We start from the raw sequence: 15,525 nt of genomic DNA on the forward strand, positions 1-15,525 counted from the left end.
ACCACTGGAGCTGAGCGTGATTTCGCATGCGAACAGGTTAACCGGCGGACCATGATCGCGCAACGCCGACCCACCGACCCGCCCCCCCGGGCGCCCATATTTGAATACAGAGCTGTACTGTATTCATGAGAGAGGAGACCCCAATGTCCGAGATCGAGGCGATCACCCTTCCCACCGTGCGGCCGAACCCGTTCGACCCTCCCGACGACCTCGCCAAGCTGCGCGCCAGCGCCCCCATCACCCGCCTGGCCTATCCCGACGGCCATCTGGGCTGGCTGGTCACCAGTCACGCGCTCGTGCGCGAGGTGCTGGCCGACCGGCGCTTCAGCGCCCGCTCCGAGCTGCGGCACGTCCCCGTAGAGAGCACCGCCACGGGCCGGCCGAGCCCGCCCGGGATGTTCATCGGGATGGACCCGCCCGAGCACACCCGCTACCGCCACCTGCTCACCGGCGAGTTCACGGTGCGCAGGATGCGCCTGCTCGCCGAACGCATCGAGGAGATCACCGAAAACCGGCTCGACCTCATGGAGCGGCAGGGCCCGCCGGCCGATCTGGTGGAGGCGTTCGCGGCGCCGGTCCCGGCGGTGGTGATCTGTGAGCTGCTCGGCGTGCCGGACGAGGAGCGGGCGGGCTTCATGGCCGAGGCCACCGAGCTGGTGCGGCCGGACGCCACGCAGGAGCGGAAGATCTCCACGTTCCTGACGATGCAGGCGCGCATGCGCGACCTGGTCGTGGCCAGGCGGGCGAAGCCCACCGACGACCTGCTCAGCGGCCTGACCAGGAGCGACCTCACCGACGAGGAGCTGGCCAACATCGGCTTCATGCTCCTCGGCGCCGGGCTCGACACCACCGCCAACATGCTCGCCCTGGGGACGTTCGCGCTGCTGCGCCACCCCGGCCAGCTGGCCGTCCTGCGCGAGGAGCCCGGCCGGGTGGACCAGGTGGTGGAGGAGCTGCTGCGCTACCTCACGATCATCCCCTTCCTCGTCCGTACGGCGCTGGAGGACGTCGAGCTGGGCGGCGAGCTGGTCAGGGCCGGTGAGACGGTGACGGTCTCGGTGCCGTCCGCCAACCGCGACCCGGGCCGCTTCCCCGACCCCGACGTCCTCGACCTGCGCCGGGACACCGGCGGGCACGTGGGCTTCGGCCACGGCGTGCACCAGTGCCTGGGCCAGCAGCTGGCCAGGGTGGAGATGCGGGCCGGCTACCCGGCGCTGTTCAGGCGGTTCCCGTCGCTGCGGCTCGCGGTCGAGCCGGAGCAGGTGCCGCTCCGTACCGACATGCTCATCTACGGGGTCCACAGCCTCCCGGTGACCTGGGACGTCCGGCGATGAGCGGCCTCGTCCGCTGTGGGTCAATAGACTCCTGCCGGACCGCCTCTACGACAAGATGGTGACCCGCCGCGCATGATGAGCACCGACGACCTCGCCACGACCGGCACGCGAGCCGCGCGACCGGCCGGACGGCCGCGCAACCAGGAGGCCGACACGGCCATCCTGGCGGCCGCGCTCGACCTGCTCATCGAGTACGGCGCACAGCAGACCAGCATCGAGCAGGTCGCCAAGCGGGCCGGCGTGACGAGGGCGACGGTCTACCGCAGGTACGCCGACAAGACGGCGCTGCTGGTGCGCACCCTGCAGTGGGCCCTGCACGACAACGACCCCGCCGTCACCGGCTGGCGCGACCTCGACCACATGTTCGCCGAATGGGCGCTGCACCTTGCCGATCCGCGCAACCGGGTCCTGCTCCGGCGGGTCTTCGGCGCGGTCGACGACTATCCCGAGCTGGTCAGCACGTACCGGGAGACCAACGGCGGGCGGCGGGCGGCGGTGGTGCGCGAGGCGCTGGCCGCGGCCCGCGAGCGCGGGGAGCTCCCGCCGGACCTCGACCTGGACGTGGTGCAGGAGCTGCTGACCAGCGCGGTGACGGGCCATCTGGTCGGCCACCCCGACGACGAGGGCGCCGAGCAGATCAAGGAGTACTTCCTGGCGATCATGCGACAAGTCGGCTATCAGCGACATTTCAGCTGACCAGATTACATTTCAGGCAGTCACGTTACATTTCGCGACACCTCTTGCTTTCCCGACAAGATCTCTTCACGCTTCTCGACAGAGGCGTAAAGATCACCTCTTGTCTCGAGGGACTCGAAGGAGAGTCGCGTGCTCAACACCCCCCGCTGGCGTGCGGTCCTGGCCGGGATCGCCGTCACCGCAGGCTTATGCGTCCCGCAGGCCCCGGCGCTGGCCGCGCCGGAGCCTGCGAAGATCGACGCCGCCGTCCAGGCGCAGCTCGACAAGGACGACAAGGCCACCTTCTGGGTCCGGATGAAAGGGGCGGCCGACCTGAGCGGCGCCCGCCGGGCCGTCGCCAAGGACACGAAGGCCGAGCTGGTCTTCGAGGCTAAGACCGAGCGAGCCGCCACCTCCCAGGCGGGCCTGCGCAAGCTGCTCGACTCCCGAAACACCGACTACACCCCGTACTGGATCGTCAACGCCGTACGGGTGACCGCCGACGCGAAGCTGGCGGGCGAGATCGCCAAGCTGTCCGACGTCGAGAGCATCCAGCCGGTCCGCACCGTCAAGCTGCCCGACCCCACGCCCGGCAAGGCCGAGGCCAAGGTGAACGTCGCGGACTCGGCGACATCAGAAGTCGCCGTCGAGTGGAACATCGACCGGGTCAACGCCCCGCGCGTCTGGAGCGAGCTGGGCAACCGCGGCGAGGGCATCGTGATCGCCCACATCGACTCCGGCGCCCAGTTCGACCACCCCGACCTGGTCCAGAGCTACCGCGGCAGGAACCAGGACGGCACGTTCACGCACGACTACAACTGGTTCGACCCGGCGCGCGTCTGCCCGGCCGCCGCGCCCTGCGACAACAACGGCCACGGCACCCACACCATGGGCACGATGGTCGGCGCGAACGGCATCGGCGTCGCGCCCGGCGCCAAGTGGATCGCCGCCAAGGGCTGCGAGCTCAACACCTGCACCGACGCCTCCCTGCTGGCGGCCGGGCAGTGGGTCCTGGCGCCGACCGACCTGAACGGCCAGAACCCGCGCCCCGACCTGGCCCCCGACATCGTCAACAACTCCTGGGGCGGCGACGGCTACGACCCCTGGTACAAGGAGACGGTCGAGGCGTGGGTCGCGGCCGGGATCTTCCCGGCGTTCGCCAACGGCAACGAGGGCCCCGCCTGCCGCACCAGCGGCTCGCCCGGCCAGTACGTGGACAGCTACAGCGCGGGCGGCTTCGACATCAACAACGCGCTGTACAACCGCTCCAGCAAGGGCGAGGGCGAGAACGGCGAGATCAAGCCGAACATCGCGGCCCCGGCCGTCAACGTGCGCTCCTCGACCCCGGGCAACACCTACAGCAGCTTCACCGGCACCTCGATGGCCTCGCCGCACGTGGCGGCCACGGTGGCGCTGATCTGGTCGGGCTCGCCCGGCCTGCAGGGCAGGGTGGCGGCCACCCGCCCGCTGCTCGACAGCACCGCCGTCGACGTCAGCGACACCAGCTGCGGCGGCACCGCGGCCGACAACAACGTCTGGGGCGAGGGCCGGCTCGACACCTACGCCGCCGTGCAGGCCGCGCCGCACGAGGACCTCGGCGACCTGCGCGGCACCGTCACCTCGGGCGGCTCCCCCGTGGCGGGCGTGACGGTCACGGTCTCGGGGCCGCTGAGCCGTACGGTGACGACCGGCCAGGACGGCACGTACGCCGTGCCGCGCCTGCTGCCCGGCGACTACCAGGTCAGCGCGGAGAAGTTCGGCTACGACAAGGCGAGCGCGACGGCCACGATCACGACCGGGCAGTCCACGACCGCGGACGTGGCCATGACCAGACAGCAGTCCGGCGTGGTGTCCGGCACGGTCAGCACCGCGGGCACGCCGGAGGCGGGCGCGACGGTGGAGGCCACCGGCACGCCGGTGAGCGCCGTGACCGACGCCTCGGGCCGCTACAGCCTGACGCTGCCGCACGGCGACTACGAGCTGAAGATCACGCCGGTGTCCCGCTGCTCCAGCGGCACGACGGCGTCCGTCTCGGTGGCCGGTGACGTGACCAAGGACATCGAGCTGCCGCTGCGCGGCGACAACTTCGGCTACACCTGCCGGAGCGGCGCGCAGGCGTACGCGGCGGGCACCGAGAAGCTGGCGCTGAGCGGCGACGACGAGGCCGTGCAGGTGACGCTGCCGTTCCCGATCCCGTACTACGGCACGGGGTACGGCAAGGCGTGGATCGGCACGAACGGGTACGTCTCGTTCGCCACCGACCGGATCACCACCGGCAGCAACGGCCGGCTGCCGACGACGACCACGCCCAACAACGCGGTCTACCCGTACTGGGACGACCTCATCGTGGACGCCGCGGCCGGGGTCTACACCGGGGTGACGGGCACGGCGCCGCACCGGACGTTCGTCGTGGAGTGGCGCAACGCGACCTTCTACAACGCCGACGACCAGCGGGTGTCGTTCTCGGCGCTGCTGGGCGAGGACGGCTCGATCGGCTTCCGGTACAAGGACATCGACAGCGAGCGGGAGCAGGGCTCCAGCGCCACCGTCGGCATCGAGAACGCGGGCGGCACCGACGCCATGCTCTACTCCTACGAGGAGCCGGTGCTGTCCACCGGGCAGGGCCTGACGTTCACGGCCAGCCGGCACGGCCTGGTCACCGGCGCGGTCACCGACGCCAACGACGGCAAGCCGCTGGCCGGGGCGACGGTCAAGGTGGGCGACGTGGCCACGTTCACGACCGGCGCGGACGGCTCGTTCTACGGGCAGGTGCTGGCCGGCGACTACGAGGTCGTGGTGTCCAAGGAGCACTACGGCACCTTCACCAAGGCCGTCACGATCGCGCCCACCACGGTGACGCGGATCGACACGGCGCTGGTCACCGGCCAGGTGAGCGCGTCGGCGGGCGAGCTGACCGTGGTGATGCCGGCCGGGTCCACCCGCACCAGGACGCTGGAGCTGACGAACCTGGGCTCGCCGACGCCGTACACGGTGGTCTCGGAGCCGTGGTTCGCCACGACGCCGGCCTCGGGCGAGCTGGCCAAGGGGCAGAAGGTGACGCTGAAGGCCACGCTCTCCAGCGCCGGCGTCGCGCCCGGCACGGTCAAGACCGGCACGCTCCTCGTCCGCTCCGCCAGCGGCCGGCAGCCGACCATCGAGATCAAGGTGTCGGTCGTGGTGCCGAAGCTGCAGGTCGCCATCGACACGGGCGCCACGAAGAACGTGGTCGACAGCGCCGGTGACACCTGGACGCCCGACAAGAAGTACGCCGCGGGCGGCTACGGCTACGTGGCGACCTCGACCAGCACGTCGAGCACGTCCAGGACCATCGCGGGCACCGCCGACCAGGCGCTGTTCAGGACCGCCAGGGAGAAGATGCTGGAGTACCGCTTCGACAACGTGCCCGCCGGCACGTACACCGTCGAGCTGGACTTCGCCGATCTGAAGAGCACGCAGCCGGGCAAGCGGGTCTTCGACGTCCTCGTCGAGGGGCAGCTGGCGATCCCGGCGCTCGACCTGGCCCTGGAGGCGGGCACGTACACGGCGGTGAGCAGGCAGTACACGGTGAAGGTCACCGACGGCCAGCTCAACGTGCGCTTCGCCACCCGGCAGGGCGCCACGATCGTGAACGCCGTCCGCATCTCGGAGCGCCCCGACCGGGCGACCCCGTAGCGGCCCACGGGTGCCCCCGGGCTGTCACGGCCCGGGGGCATCTGTTACTGGTTAGTACATGAGACGCGTGCGGCTCCAGCGGGATCTTCCCGTTCCGATGCCCGACGGCGTGACACTCCTGGCCGACCACTACGCCCCGGCCGGAGGCGAGCGGGCCCCCGTCATCCTGATGCGCTCCCCGTACGGCCGGCGCGGCCTGTTCGGCTGGTACTTCGGCCGCGGCTTCGCCCGGCAGGGCTTCCACGTCGTCATCCAGAGCTGCCGCGGCGGCTTCGGCTCCGGCGGGCTGCTCGACCCGCTCGGCGACGAGCACGACGACGGCCTCGCCACCATCGCCTGGCTGCGCAGGCAGCCCTGGTACGGCGGCTCGTTCGGGATGTTCGGCCCCTCCTACCTCGGCTACACGCAGTGGGCCGTCGCGCCCTACGCCGGGCCCGAGCTGAAGGCCATGGCCACGCAGATCACCGCCTCCCAGTTCAGGGACGCGGCCTACGTGGGCGGCGCGTTCGCGCTGGAGTCGGCGCTGAGCTGGACCACGCTCACCGACGGCATGTCGCGCCGGTTCGGCGGCGCCGCCGTGCTGACCGCGCCCCGGCTGACCCGCCGGGCGGTCCTGTCGGGCCGCCCCGTGGCCGAGCTGGACCTGGCCTCGGCCGGGCGGCCGCTCCGGTTCTACCAGGACCTGCTCATGCACCATGCCCACCCGGACGTCCCCTACTGGAGGCAGCGCGACTTCTCGCCGAGGGTGGGCGAGGTGGACGCGGCCGTCACCATGCTGGGCGGCTGGTACGACGTCTTCCTGCCGTGGCAGCTCAAGGACTACGCGGGGATGCGGGCCGCGGGGCGGCGGCCGTACCTGACGATCGGGCCCTGGTACCACATCGACACCCGGCACGGGCGGCCCGCCATGGCCGAGTCGCTGGCCTGGTTCCGCGCGCACCTGCTGGGCGACCGCTCCGGGCTGCGGCCCGACCCCGTGCGCCTGTACGTGACGGGCGCCGAGGAGTGGCGCGACTACCCTGACTGGCCGGTGCCAGGGATGCGGGAGCAGCGCTGGCACCTGCAGCACGGGTTCGGGCTGGGGACCGACGGGCCCCTCGACACCCCGCCCGACCGGTTCCGCTACCACCCCTCCCATCCGACGCCGGTGATCGGCGGGCCGGTCCTGCTCGGCGACTCCCGGCCGCGCGATCAGCGGCGGCTGGAACAGCGGCGCGACGTGCTGGTGTACAGTTCGGCGGCACTGGAGTCGGACGTGGAGATGATCGGGCCGGTGCGGGGCGAGCTGTTCGTGCGGTCGAGCACGCCGTACGTGGACGTGGTGGTGCGGGTGTGCGACGTGCACCCGGACGGGCGCTCGTTCAACGTGTGCGAGGGCGTGCGCCGCCTGTCGGCGTCGGACTCCCAGGACGGGGTACGGCGGGTCCGCGTGGATCTGTGGCCGATCGCGCACCGGTTCGGGCGCGACCACCGGATCAGGGTGCACGTGGCGGCCGGGGCGTACCCGACGATCGCCCGCAACCCGGGCAACGGCGACCCCCTCGGCGGGGGCGACGGCGCGATGGTGCCCGCCGACGTCGAGGTGTTCCACTCCCCCGACCGTCCCTCCGCCGTGGTGCTGCCGCTGTGCGCGCCTCGCGGCTGATGTCGCTGGTCCTGCTGCTGCAGGGCCGGGGCGGGATGACGGCGGCCGAGCTGGCCAAGGAGCTGGAGGTCTCCGAGCGGACCGTGCACCGGGACGTGCTCGCGCTGGCGGAGGCGGGCGTGCCCGTGTACGCCGACCGGGGGCGGGGCGGCGGCTACCGGCTGCTGGACGGGTACCGCACGCGGCTGACCGGGCTGGACCGGGCCGAGGCCGAGGCGCTGTTCCTGTCGGGGGTGCCGGCGGCGCTGCGGGAGATGGGGCTGGAGGAGGTGGCGGCCACGGCCCGGCTGAAGGCCGCCGCCGCGCTCTCCCCCGCGCTGCGGGACGCGCCGGCCGTCGCGGCGCAGCGCTTCCACCTGGACGCGCCCGGCTGGTACGGCGGCGGCGACCCGCCGCCGGAGGCGCTCGCGCCGCTGGCCAGGGCCGTGTGGAACGACCGCCGCGTCTCGGCCGTCTACAAGGGGAAGGTGCGCACGCTGGAGCCGTACGGGCTGGTGCTCAAGGCGGGCGCCTGGTACCTGACCGCGCGGCTCGGGACCCGGTTCCTGATCTTCCGGGTGCACCGGTTCGGCGCGGTGTCCGTGCTCGCCGAGCCGTTCGACCGGGAGCCCTCCTTCGACCTGGCCGCCTTCTGGGCGGAGCGGTCGGCGGAGTTCACCCGGTCGCTGCTGCGGGACGTGGTCACGCTGCGGCTCAGCGAGCGGGGGGTGCGGATGCTGCGGCACATCGCCGACCCGGCCGCGCTCGACGACGCGCTCGCCTCGCTCCAGCCGGACGGGACGGTGCGCCTGGCGGTGGAGTCGGTGCCGGTGGCGTACTCGCAGGTGCTGCGGTTCGGGCCGGAGGCTGAGGTGCTGGACCCGCCGGAGTTGCGGGAGCTGATCGCCGACGCGGCCGCCCGCATGTCGGCCCTCTACCGGCCCTCTGACAGCCCCTCTACTGACCTTGACCGGCCTTGACCGGCCTTGACCGCTGCCGGGTCAGCGGTACTCGGCCGGGTCGGTGTCCTTGCCCGGCTCCCGTACCTCCGTGATGAAGCTCCACACCCGCGGGCGGCTGCCGTCCACGTCCGTGAAGCCGTACGCGCCGGCCAGGTCCTCGCTGGAGACCGACCTGCCCGACCAGCGCTGCCGGTCGGGATCGGTGGCGAGGGCGGCGACGCCCCTGCCGACGTACGCGGGGGTCTCGGAGACCATCCAGGTGACGTCCACCTTCGCCTCGCGCCAGTTGTCCTCGGTGACGCCGAAGTTGTCGAGCATGGCCTCCGAGCGCAGGAACCCGGGCGTCACCGCCACCGCGGTCCCCCCGTACGGGCGCAGCTCGCGCGACCAGGCGAAGGCCAGCCGGTTCACCGAGACCTTGGCCAGGTCGTAGTAGACGTTCTCGCGGTAGCGGGTCTCGTTGAAGGCCCAGGTGCCGTCGGTGACCTCGACGACCAGGCCGCCCTCGTTCCTGATCAGCAGCGGGAGCAGGTGGCGGCTGTTGATGATGTGCGTGTCGACCGCCAGCCTGAGCAGCCGGAAGCCCTTGTCCATGTCGTGCTTCCAGACCGGGGTGTCCCACTCCCAGAGGTGGTCGCTGCCCCACACGTCGTTGACCAGCACGTCGAGCCTGCCCTGCTCACGCTCCACCCGCTCGGCCAGCGCCTCGACCTGGCCGGGGTCCAGGTGGTCGATCTGGACCGCGACGCCCCTCCCGCCGGCCGCGGTCACCAGCTCCGCCGTCTCCTCGATGGTCTCCGGCCGGTTCATCTCCGAGCGCCGCTCCCGCGTGCTCCTGCCCGTGCAGTAGACCGTCGCGCCGGCCGCGCCCAGCGCGACCGCGATACCCCGTCCCGTTCCGCGGGTCGCCCCCGCCACCAAAGCAATCATGGGACCGATCGTTCCCCGAATACCCGACACCTCGTGTCATCTTTTTTCGTAGGGTTCTGTGATAAGTACGGAGTTACTATGAACAGCGAATTCGAGCTCCGCGGGGTCAACCACGTCGCGCTGGTCTGCTCGGACATGAAGCAGACCGTCGACTTCTACTCCGGCGTGCTGGGCATGCCGCTGATCAAGACGATCGAGCTGCCCATGGGCTGGGGCCAGCACTTCTTCTTCGACTGCGGGGGCGGGAACGCGCTGGCGTTCTTCTGGTTCCCGGACGCGCCCGAGGGCGTGCCGGGGGTGTCGGCGCCGAAGAACCTGCCGGATCGGGGGGAACTGCTGTCGGCGGTCGGGTCGATGAACCACATCGCCTTCGACGTGCCGCCGGAGCGGATCGAGGAGTACCGGGAGCGGCTCGCGGCCAAGGGGGTGGACGTGGGGGTGGTGCTCAACCACGACGACAGCGAGTTCGGGGTGGCGCCGGAGATGCATGACGGGGTGTTCGTCAGGTCGATCTACTTCAAGGATCCCGATGGGGTGCTGGTGGAGTTCGCGGCCTGGACGCGGCGGGTGGGGCAGCCGGGGGACGTCCGCCACGAGCCCAGAACCGCCGCCGACCGCACCGTCTGACCCGCCGACGCGGCGCTCCGAACCGCCGACCGGCGGCGCGGCTCCAAGGCGCGCACCCCGCGACTCGTCGCCCCCGACGTCGCACAACGCCCGCACGCCGCTCAGGTCCGCCCCCGACGTCCCCCCGATCCCGCCATCCGCGGGGGCCGAAGGGGCGGGACCGTTCGGCGCGGGGAAGGGACCATTCGGCGATCTGAGGGAGGCGTGCGGCGGAGGAGTGTTTATGGTTTCTGGGTGACGCGTGTGGGCCCACCGGCAATGGCTGAGGATTTTAGGCCAAACCGTAATATTGCCGACATTTGGATTAATACCACCGCAAAGCTACTCTCCCTCCATTGACTACCCGTCAGGAACCGGTCACAACCGGCTCCAGATCCACTCATCGGAGGGTTGATGACTACCGGGGAACCCGGGCAGCCACGCACCGACCGCAGCCCCTGGAACTGGCTGCTGATCCTGCCCATCGTGCTGCCGCTGCTGACGTTCCTGTTCAACGCCGACGAGCCCCGCCTGCTCGGCTTTCCGCTCTTCTACTGGCTCCAGCTCGCCTTCATCGTGGTCGGCGTCGTGTCCACGACCATCGTCTACAGGATGACCAAGTGAGCGGGCACACGACCGAGCTGGTCGTCTTCGTGCTGCTGTTCCTGCTGGTCACCGTCATGGGGTTCGTGGCCGCGCGGTGGCGGCGGCCGACCGACCTGGCCAGCCTCAACGAGTGGGGGCTCGGCGGGCGCAGCTTCGGGTCCTGGATCACGTGGTTCCTGGTGGGCGGCGACCTCTACACCGCCTACACGTTCGTGGCGGTGCCGGCGCTGGTGTTCGGCTCCGGCGCGATCGGGTTCTACGCGCTGCCGTACACGGTCGTGGTGTACCCGCTGGTGTTCCTGGTGCTGGCGCGGATGTGGTCGGTGTCGCACGTGCACGGGTTCGTCACCCCTGCCGACTTCGTACGGGCCCGCTTCGGGTCGCCGACGCTGGCGCTGGTGATCGCGATCACCGGGCTGGTGGCGACGATGCCGTACATCGCGCTCCAGCTCATCGGCATCGAGTCGGTGCTGAAGGCCATGGGCATCACCGGGCACCTGCCGATCGTGATCGCGTTCGCGATCCTGGCCGCGTACACCTACCAGTCGGGCCTGCGGGCGCCCGCGCTGATCGCGTTCGTGAAGGACACGCTGATCTACATCGTGATCCTGGCGGCCGTCATCTACATCCCGGCCAAGCTGGGCGGCTGGGACTCGATCTTCGACGCGGCCAAGGCCAAGTTCGACGCCTCCCCGGCACCGGGCGACGGCATCCTCCTGAACGCCAACAACCAGCTCCAGTACGTGACCCTGGCCTTCGGCTCGGCGCTGGCGCTGTTCCTCTACCCGCACAGCCTCACCGGCGTGCTGGCCTCGAAGAACCGCAACGTCATCAAGCGGAACATGTCCGCGCTGCCCGCCTACAGCTTCGTGCTCGGCCTGATCGCGCTGCTCGGCTTCATGGCCATCGCGGCCGGCGTCAAGCCGGTGATGAGCAACGGCAAGGCCGACAACAACACGATCGTGCCCCTGCTGTTCGACAAGATGTTCCCCGACTGGTTCACGGGCGTCGCGTACGCGGCCGTCGGCATCGGCGCGCTCGTCCCCGCGGCGATCATGTCGATCGCGGCGGCGAACCTGTTCACCCGCAACGTCTACCGCGAGTACTTCAACAAGAACGCCAGCGACCGCGAGGAGGCCAACGTCTCCAAGATCGTGTCGCTGGTGGTCAAGGTGGGCGCGGTGCTGTGCATCCTGCTGCTCGACCCGCAGTTCTCGATCGACCTGCAGCTCATCGGCGGCGTGATCATCCTGCAGACGCTGCCGGCCGTGGCCCTGGGCCTGTACACGCGCTGGTTCCACAAGGGCGGCCTGATCGCGGGCTGGGCGGCCGGCCTGGTGGCGGGCATGTGGATGCTCTACCTCATCCCGAACCCCGTCAGCGGCAAGCTGCACTTCGGCGGCTCGGCGTTCGCGCTGTCGAACCTGGGCTTCGACACCAAGATGACGATCTACCCCGGGTTCGTGGCGGTGGCCGTGAACGTGGCGGTGGCGGCGCTGCTCACGCTGCTGTTCCGGGCGATCAAGGTGGCCGACGGCGAGGACGCGACGGCTCGCGACGACTACTTCGCCGACGAGGGTGACCCGAAGGTCAAGGACCTGGATCTGACCGGTTCGCACTGACCCCCGGATGACGGCCCGTCCCGCCGCGAGCGGGGCGGGCCGTCAGTCTTCCGGGTAGGCGGGGTTGGCGACCGCCAGCTTCGCCCGTACGGCCTGCTCCAGGGCGGTGACGAGGGCGTGGTCGTCCTCGATCCGGCCCTCGCGGATGGCGGCGGCCAGCTCGGCGTCGTCGGCCATGCCGAGCGCGGCCAGCCGCGCCGCGTGCTCGTCGGCCTGGGAGGGGCCGAGCGCGATCTCCCGTTCCACCATGCCGAGCACGTTGATCGCCACCCGGGTGTGGAAGCGCAGCCGCCCGTCCACGGCCGGGAGCACGTCGCTCTGGAGGAAGTCGCGGACGGCGGCCACGAGCTGGGCCGCCGTGGGCACGTCGTGCGGAGCAGATGTCATCTGATTTCTCCCCAAGGCACTATTTACTCGCATCCGATCGACGAACAGTTAGCCTGCGGCCATGCGCACAGAGTCTCCCACCGCCTCTCCCCTGGGACCGCCCCCGGCGCTCGGGCCCCGGCTCATCCGGGCCGAGTTGTTCGTCGTGTTCTCGGTCTCGCTCGGCGCCAGCGGCCTGCTGGCGCTGCTGCGGCTGATCGGCTCGCTCACCGCGCCCGAGCAGCTGAAGGGCCAGCAGGCCGTGCTGGTCAGGTCGATGGCGCCCGGGCGGCCGTGGCTGGACCTGGCGCTGCAGCTGGCCGACATCGCCGTCAGCGTCGCGCCGGTCGCGCTGGTGACGTACCTGATGGTGCGCTCCGGGGAGTCGCTGCGCACGATCGGCGTGGACTTCCGGGAGAAGGGCCGCGACACGGTGCGCGGGGCGGTGCTGGCGGCCGCGATCGGCGGCACCGGGCTGGCGTTCTACCTCGCGGTGTGGGCCACGGGCGTGAACCTGACCGTCGTCGCCGGCCAGCTCCCCCAGGTGTGGTGGCAGGTGCCGGTGCTGCTGCTCGCGGCGGCGCAGAACGGGGTGCTGGAGGAGGTGCTGGTCGCCGGATACCTGCTGCACCGGCTCGGGCAGGCGGGGTGGACGCCCTGGAAGGCCGTCGCGGTGTCGGCGCTGCTGCGGGGGTCGTACCACCTGTATCAGGGGTTCGGCGGGTTCGTCGGGAACGTCGTCATGGGCGTGGCGTTCGGGTGGCTCTACCGGCGCTGGGGGCGCGCGATGCCGCTGGTGGTGGCGCACACGCTGATCGACGCGGTCGCCTTCGTCGGGTACGCCTACCTGCACGGCCGCGTGAGCTGGCTGCCGTGAATTGATTGACTGGGCAACTGGTTTCGGGATGAGATCCTCACATGAGCTTCGCCGTGCCCGACGGTGTCCGGCCGATCCGCGACGCCGTCTACGCGTTCATGACCGAGCGGGTGGAGCCGGCCGAGCCGGTGCTGCACGCGGGCGGGCCCGAGGCCGCGGCGGCGCTTGACGAGCTGCGGGCCGAGGCCAAGAAGGAGGGCCTGTGGGCGCTCGGCCACCCGCGCGAGCTGGGCGGCGGCGGCCTGCCCTTCCTCGGCTACGTCTACGTCAACGAGGTGCAGGGGCGCAGCGAGTTCGGGCAGCTCGCGCTGGGCACGTTCACGCTGCAGGACTCGCTCATGCTGCACGAGCACGCCTCCCCCGAGCAGCGCGAGCGCTACCTCGAGCCGCTGGTGCGGGGTGACATCTGGCCCAGCTTCGCCATGACCGAGCCGTCGATCTCCAGCAGCGACCCCACCCAGATCAGGACGTCCGCGGTGCTCGACGGGGACGAATGGGTGATCAACGGGCACAAGTGGTTCACGACCGGGGCGTCGCGGGCCGCGTACACGACTGTGATGTGCCGGACCGAGCAGGACGCGCCGCCCCACCTGGCGTTCTCCATGATCCTCGTCCCGACGGACACGCCCGGCTACCGCATCGTCCGCGAGACGCCCGTGCTGGGGCTCGACGGGGCGCACTGCGAGGTCCGGTACGAGGATGTCCGCGTTCCCGCCTCGAACCTGCTCGGCCCGCGCGGTCACGGGTTCGTCATCGCGCAGCAGCGGCTCGGGCCCGGCCGGATCTTCCACTGCATGCGCTGGCTCGGGCAGGCGCAGCGGGCGTTCGACCTGATGTGCCGCAGGTTGCAGGAGCGGACCGCGTTCGGCGAGCCGCTGGCCAGGAAGCAGCTCATGCGCCAGCACGTGTTCGACTCCTACGCCGAGATCCAGGCGGCCCGGCTGCTCACGCTCGACGCCGCCGAGGCCGTCGACGCCGGATCGCAGGCCAGGGTGGAGATCGGCGCGATCAAGGTGGTCGGGGCGCGCACGCTGCACAACGTGATCGACCGGGCCATCCAGGTGTACGGCGCCGCCGGGCTCACCCCCGACACGCCGCTGGAGCGGATGTACCGGCACGCGCGGGCCGGCCGGATCTACGACGGGCCCGACGAGGTGCACATCGACGCGGTGGGGCGGCGCATCCTGGGCGAGTACGCGGCGGGCGGCAACTGGGAGTTCGGCCTGCGATGACCCGGCTCCACGAGATCGTCGGCGAGGTGTTCGGGGCGGGCGCGTCGGTGCCCTTCAGCGCCCGGCTGCCCGGCGGGGCCTCCCGGGAGACCTGGGCCCTCAACGTCGTCACGGGCTCCGGGCGGCACGAGCTGATCCTGCGGCTCGACTCCCCCGGGGCCGCGCTGGAGGCGGGCGCCCCGCTCGCGTCGGAGGCCGCGCTCATGCGGGCCGCGTCCGACGCCGGGGTGCCGGTGCCCGCGGTCGTCGCCGCCGGGGAGTCGTACATCCTCATGACCCGCGTGGCCGGCGAGACCATCCCGCGCAAGATCCTGCGCGACGACGCCTACGCCGCGGCCCGGCCCCTGCTGGCCGCGCAGTGCGGGCGGGCCCTCGCCGCGATCCACCGCATGCCGCCCTCCTGCCTGGCGCAGGAGGCGCCCGCAGAGGAGGCGGAGGATCCGCTGCGGCGCTGGCGGGACGTGCTGGACCTGCTCGGCGAGCCGCACCCGGTGTTCGAGCTGGCGCTGCGCCGGCTGGCCGCCGACCGCCCTGCCGATCACTTTGCCGATCACTCTGCCGATCACTCCGCCGGCACGCGGCGCACGGTCGTGCACGGCGACTTCCGCAACGGCAACCTCATCGTCGGTCCCGACGGGATCAGGGCGGTGCTCGACTGGGAGCTCGCCCACCTCGGCGACCCCCTCGAAGACCTCGGCTGGCTCTGCGTGAAGGCGTGGCGGTTCGGCTCGCCGCTGCCGGTGGGCGGCTTCGGCGGCTACGACGAGCTGATCGACGCGTACGAGGCCGCCGGCGGGCACCCGGTGGACCGGGACGCGCTGCGCTGGTGGGAGACGTTCGGCGTGCTCAAATGGGGCATCATCTGCGTCCTGCAGACCATGCGGCACCTGCGCGGCGGCGCCCGGTCGGTCGAGCTGGCCGCGATCGGCCGGCGCGTGTGCGAGAACGAGTGGGACCTGCTCCGCATGCTGCGCGGAAAACCCGTTGCCCCGACGTGACCCCGGACCGCACGCTTGATC

At 71.4% G+C, this 15,525-nt stretch carries 13 protein-coding genes; 11 read left to right on the forward strand and 2 right to left on the reverse strand.

Annotation, left to right across the window (positions count from 1 at the left end; all coding sequences use genetic code 11):
• Positions 1-143 precede the first annotated feature (143 nt).
• The 5 genes from ACFKCF_RS43990 to ACFKCF_RS44010 all read left to right on the forward strand — a co-directional run bounded on the left by ACFKCF_RS43990 (position 144) and on the right by ACFKCF_RS44010 (position 8,285).
• Positions 144-1,334, forward strand: coding sequence for a cytochrome P450 (locus ACFKCF_RS43990; RefSeq protein ID WP_394501318.1), 1,191 nt, complete (start codon positions 144-146; stop codon positions 1,332-1,334).
• Between the two features lie 72 nt (positions 1,335-1,406).
• A complete protein-coding gene (locus ACFKCF_RS43995; protein WP_394501319.1) occupies positions 1,407-2,030 on the forward strand; it encodes a TetR/AcrR family transcriptional regulator in 624 nt (207 codons plus the stop codon).
• A 129-nt stretch (positions 2,031-2,159) separates the two neighbouring features.
• Positions 2,160-5,681, forward strand: coding sequence for a S8 family serine peptidase (locus ACFKCF_RS44000; RefSeq protein ID WP_394501320.1), 3,522 nt, complete (start codon positions 2,160-2,162; stop codon positions 5,679-5,681).
• 58 nt (positions 5,682-5,739) lie between these two features.
• The gene (locus ACFKCF_RS44005; RefSeq protein ID WP_394501321.1) at positions 5,740-7,326 is read left to right on the forward strand and encodes a CocE/NonD family hydrolase; all 1,587 of its coding nucleotides are present in this window, start codon (positions 5,740-5,742) and stop codon (positions 7,324-7,326) included.
• Complete coding sequence (locus ACFKCF_RS44010; protein WP_394501322.1) at positions 7,308-8,285, forward strand: helix-turn-helix transcriptional regulator; 978 nt, start codon at positions 7,308-7,310, stop codon at positions 8,283-8,285. Before ACFKCF_RS44005 ends, ACFKCF_RS44010 begins: the two co-directional genes overlap by 19 nt.
• Positions 8,286-8,306: 21 nt before the next feature.
• Here ACFKCF_RS44010 and ACFKCF_RS44015 read toward each other — a convergent pair whose 3' ends face one another.
• Complete coding sequence (locus tag ACFKCF_RS44015) at positions 8,307-9,197, reverse strand: SDR family oxidoreductase (RefSeq protein ID WP_394501323.1); 891 nt, start codon at positions 9,195-9,197, stop codon at positions 8,307-8,309.
• A 78-nt stretch (positions 9,198-9,275) separates the two neighbouring features.
• Here ACFKCF_RS44015 and ACFKCF_RS44020 point away from each other — a divergent pair, with 78 nt between their 5' ends.
• The 3 genes from ACFKCF_RS44020 to mctP all read left to right on the forward strand — a co-directional run bounded on the left by ACFKCF_RS44020 (position 9,276) and on the right by mctP (position 12,031).
• Complete coding sequence (locus ACFKCF_RS44020; RefSeq protein WP_394501324.1) at positions 9,276-9,824, forward strand: VOC family protein; 549 nt, start codon at positions 9,276-9,278, stop codon at positions 9,822-9,824.
• A gap of 393 nt (positions 9,825-10,217) precedes the next feature.
• Complete coding sequence (locus ACFKCF_RS44025) at positions 10,218-10,427, forward strand: DUF3311 domain-containing protein (RefSeq protein WP_350734699.1); 210 nt, start codon at positions 10,218-10,220, stop codon at positions 10,425-10,427.
• On the forward strand, positions 10,424-12,031 hold the full coding sequence (mctP, locus tag ACFKCF_RS44030) for a monocarboxylate uptake permease MctP (protein ID WP_394501325.1): 1,608 nt from the start codon (positions 10,424-10,426) through the stop codon (positions 12,029-12,031). Before ACFKCF_RS44025 ends, mctP begins: the two co-directional genes overlap by 4 nt.
• 42 nt (positions 12,032-12,073) lie before the next feature.
• On the opposite strand, the gene ACFKCF_RS44035 is transcribed toward mctP, so the two are convergent.
• Entirely contained in the window at positions 12,074-12,418 is a 345-nt protein-coding gene (locus tag ACFKCF_RS44035) for a DUF6285 domain-containing protein (protein ID WP_394501326.1), read from the reverse strand.
• A 61-nt stretch (positions 12,419-12,479) separates the two neighbouring features.
• Here ACFKCF_RS44035 and ACFKCF_RS44040 point away from each other — a divergent pair, with 61 nt between their 5' ends.
• From ACFKCF_RS44040 to ACFKCF_RS44050, 3 genes are read left to right on the forward strand one after another with little or no spacing between them, the layout of a single operon-like run.
• Positions 12,480-13,274 (forward strand): CPBP family intramembrane glutamic endopeptidase, encoded by a 795-nt coding sequence (locus ACFKCF_RS44040; RefSeq protein WP_394501327.1) that lies wholly within the window; start codon positions 12,480-12,482, stop codon positions 13,272-13,274.
• Between the two features lie 41 nt (positions 13,275-13,315).
• Entirely contained in the window at positions 13,316-14,506 is a 1,191-nt protein-coding gene (locus tag ACFKCF_RS44045) for an acyl-CoA dehydrogenase family protein (protein ID WP_394501328.1), read from the forward strand.
• Entirely contained in the window at positions 14,503-15,504 is a 1,002-nt protein-coding gene (locus ACFKCF_RS44050; RefSeq protein ID WP_394501329.1) for a phosphotransferase family protein, read from the forward strand. Before ACFKCF_RS44045 ends, ACFKCF_RS44050 begins: the two co-directional genes overlap by 4 nt.
• The last annotated feature ends 21 nt before the right edge of the window (positions 15,505-15,525 follow it).

The organism is Nonomuraea sp. JJY05 (assembly GCF_043496855.1).
Lineage (GTDB): Bacteria > Actinomycetota > Actinomycetes > Streptosporangiales > Streptosporangiaceae > Nonomuraea.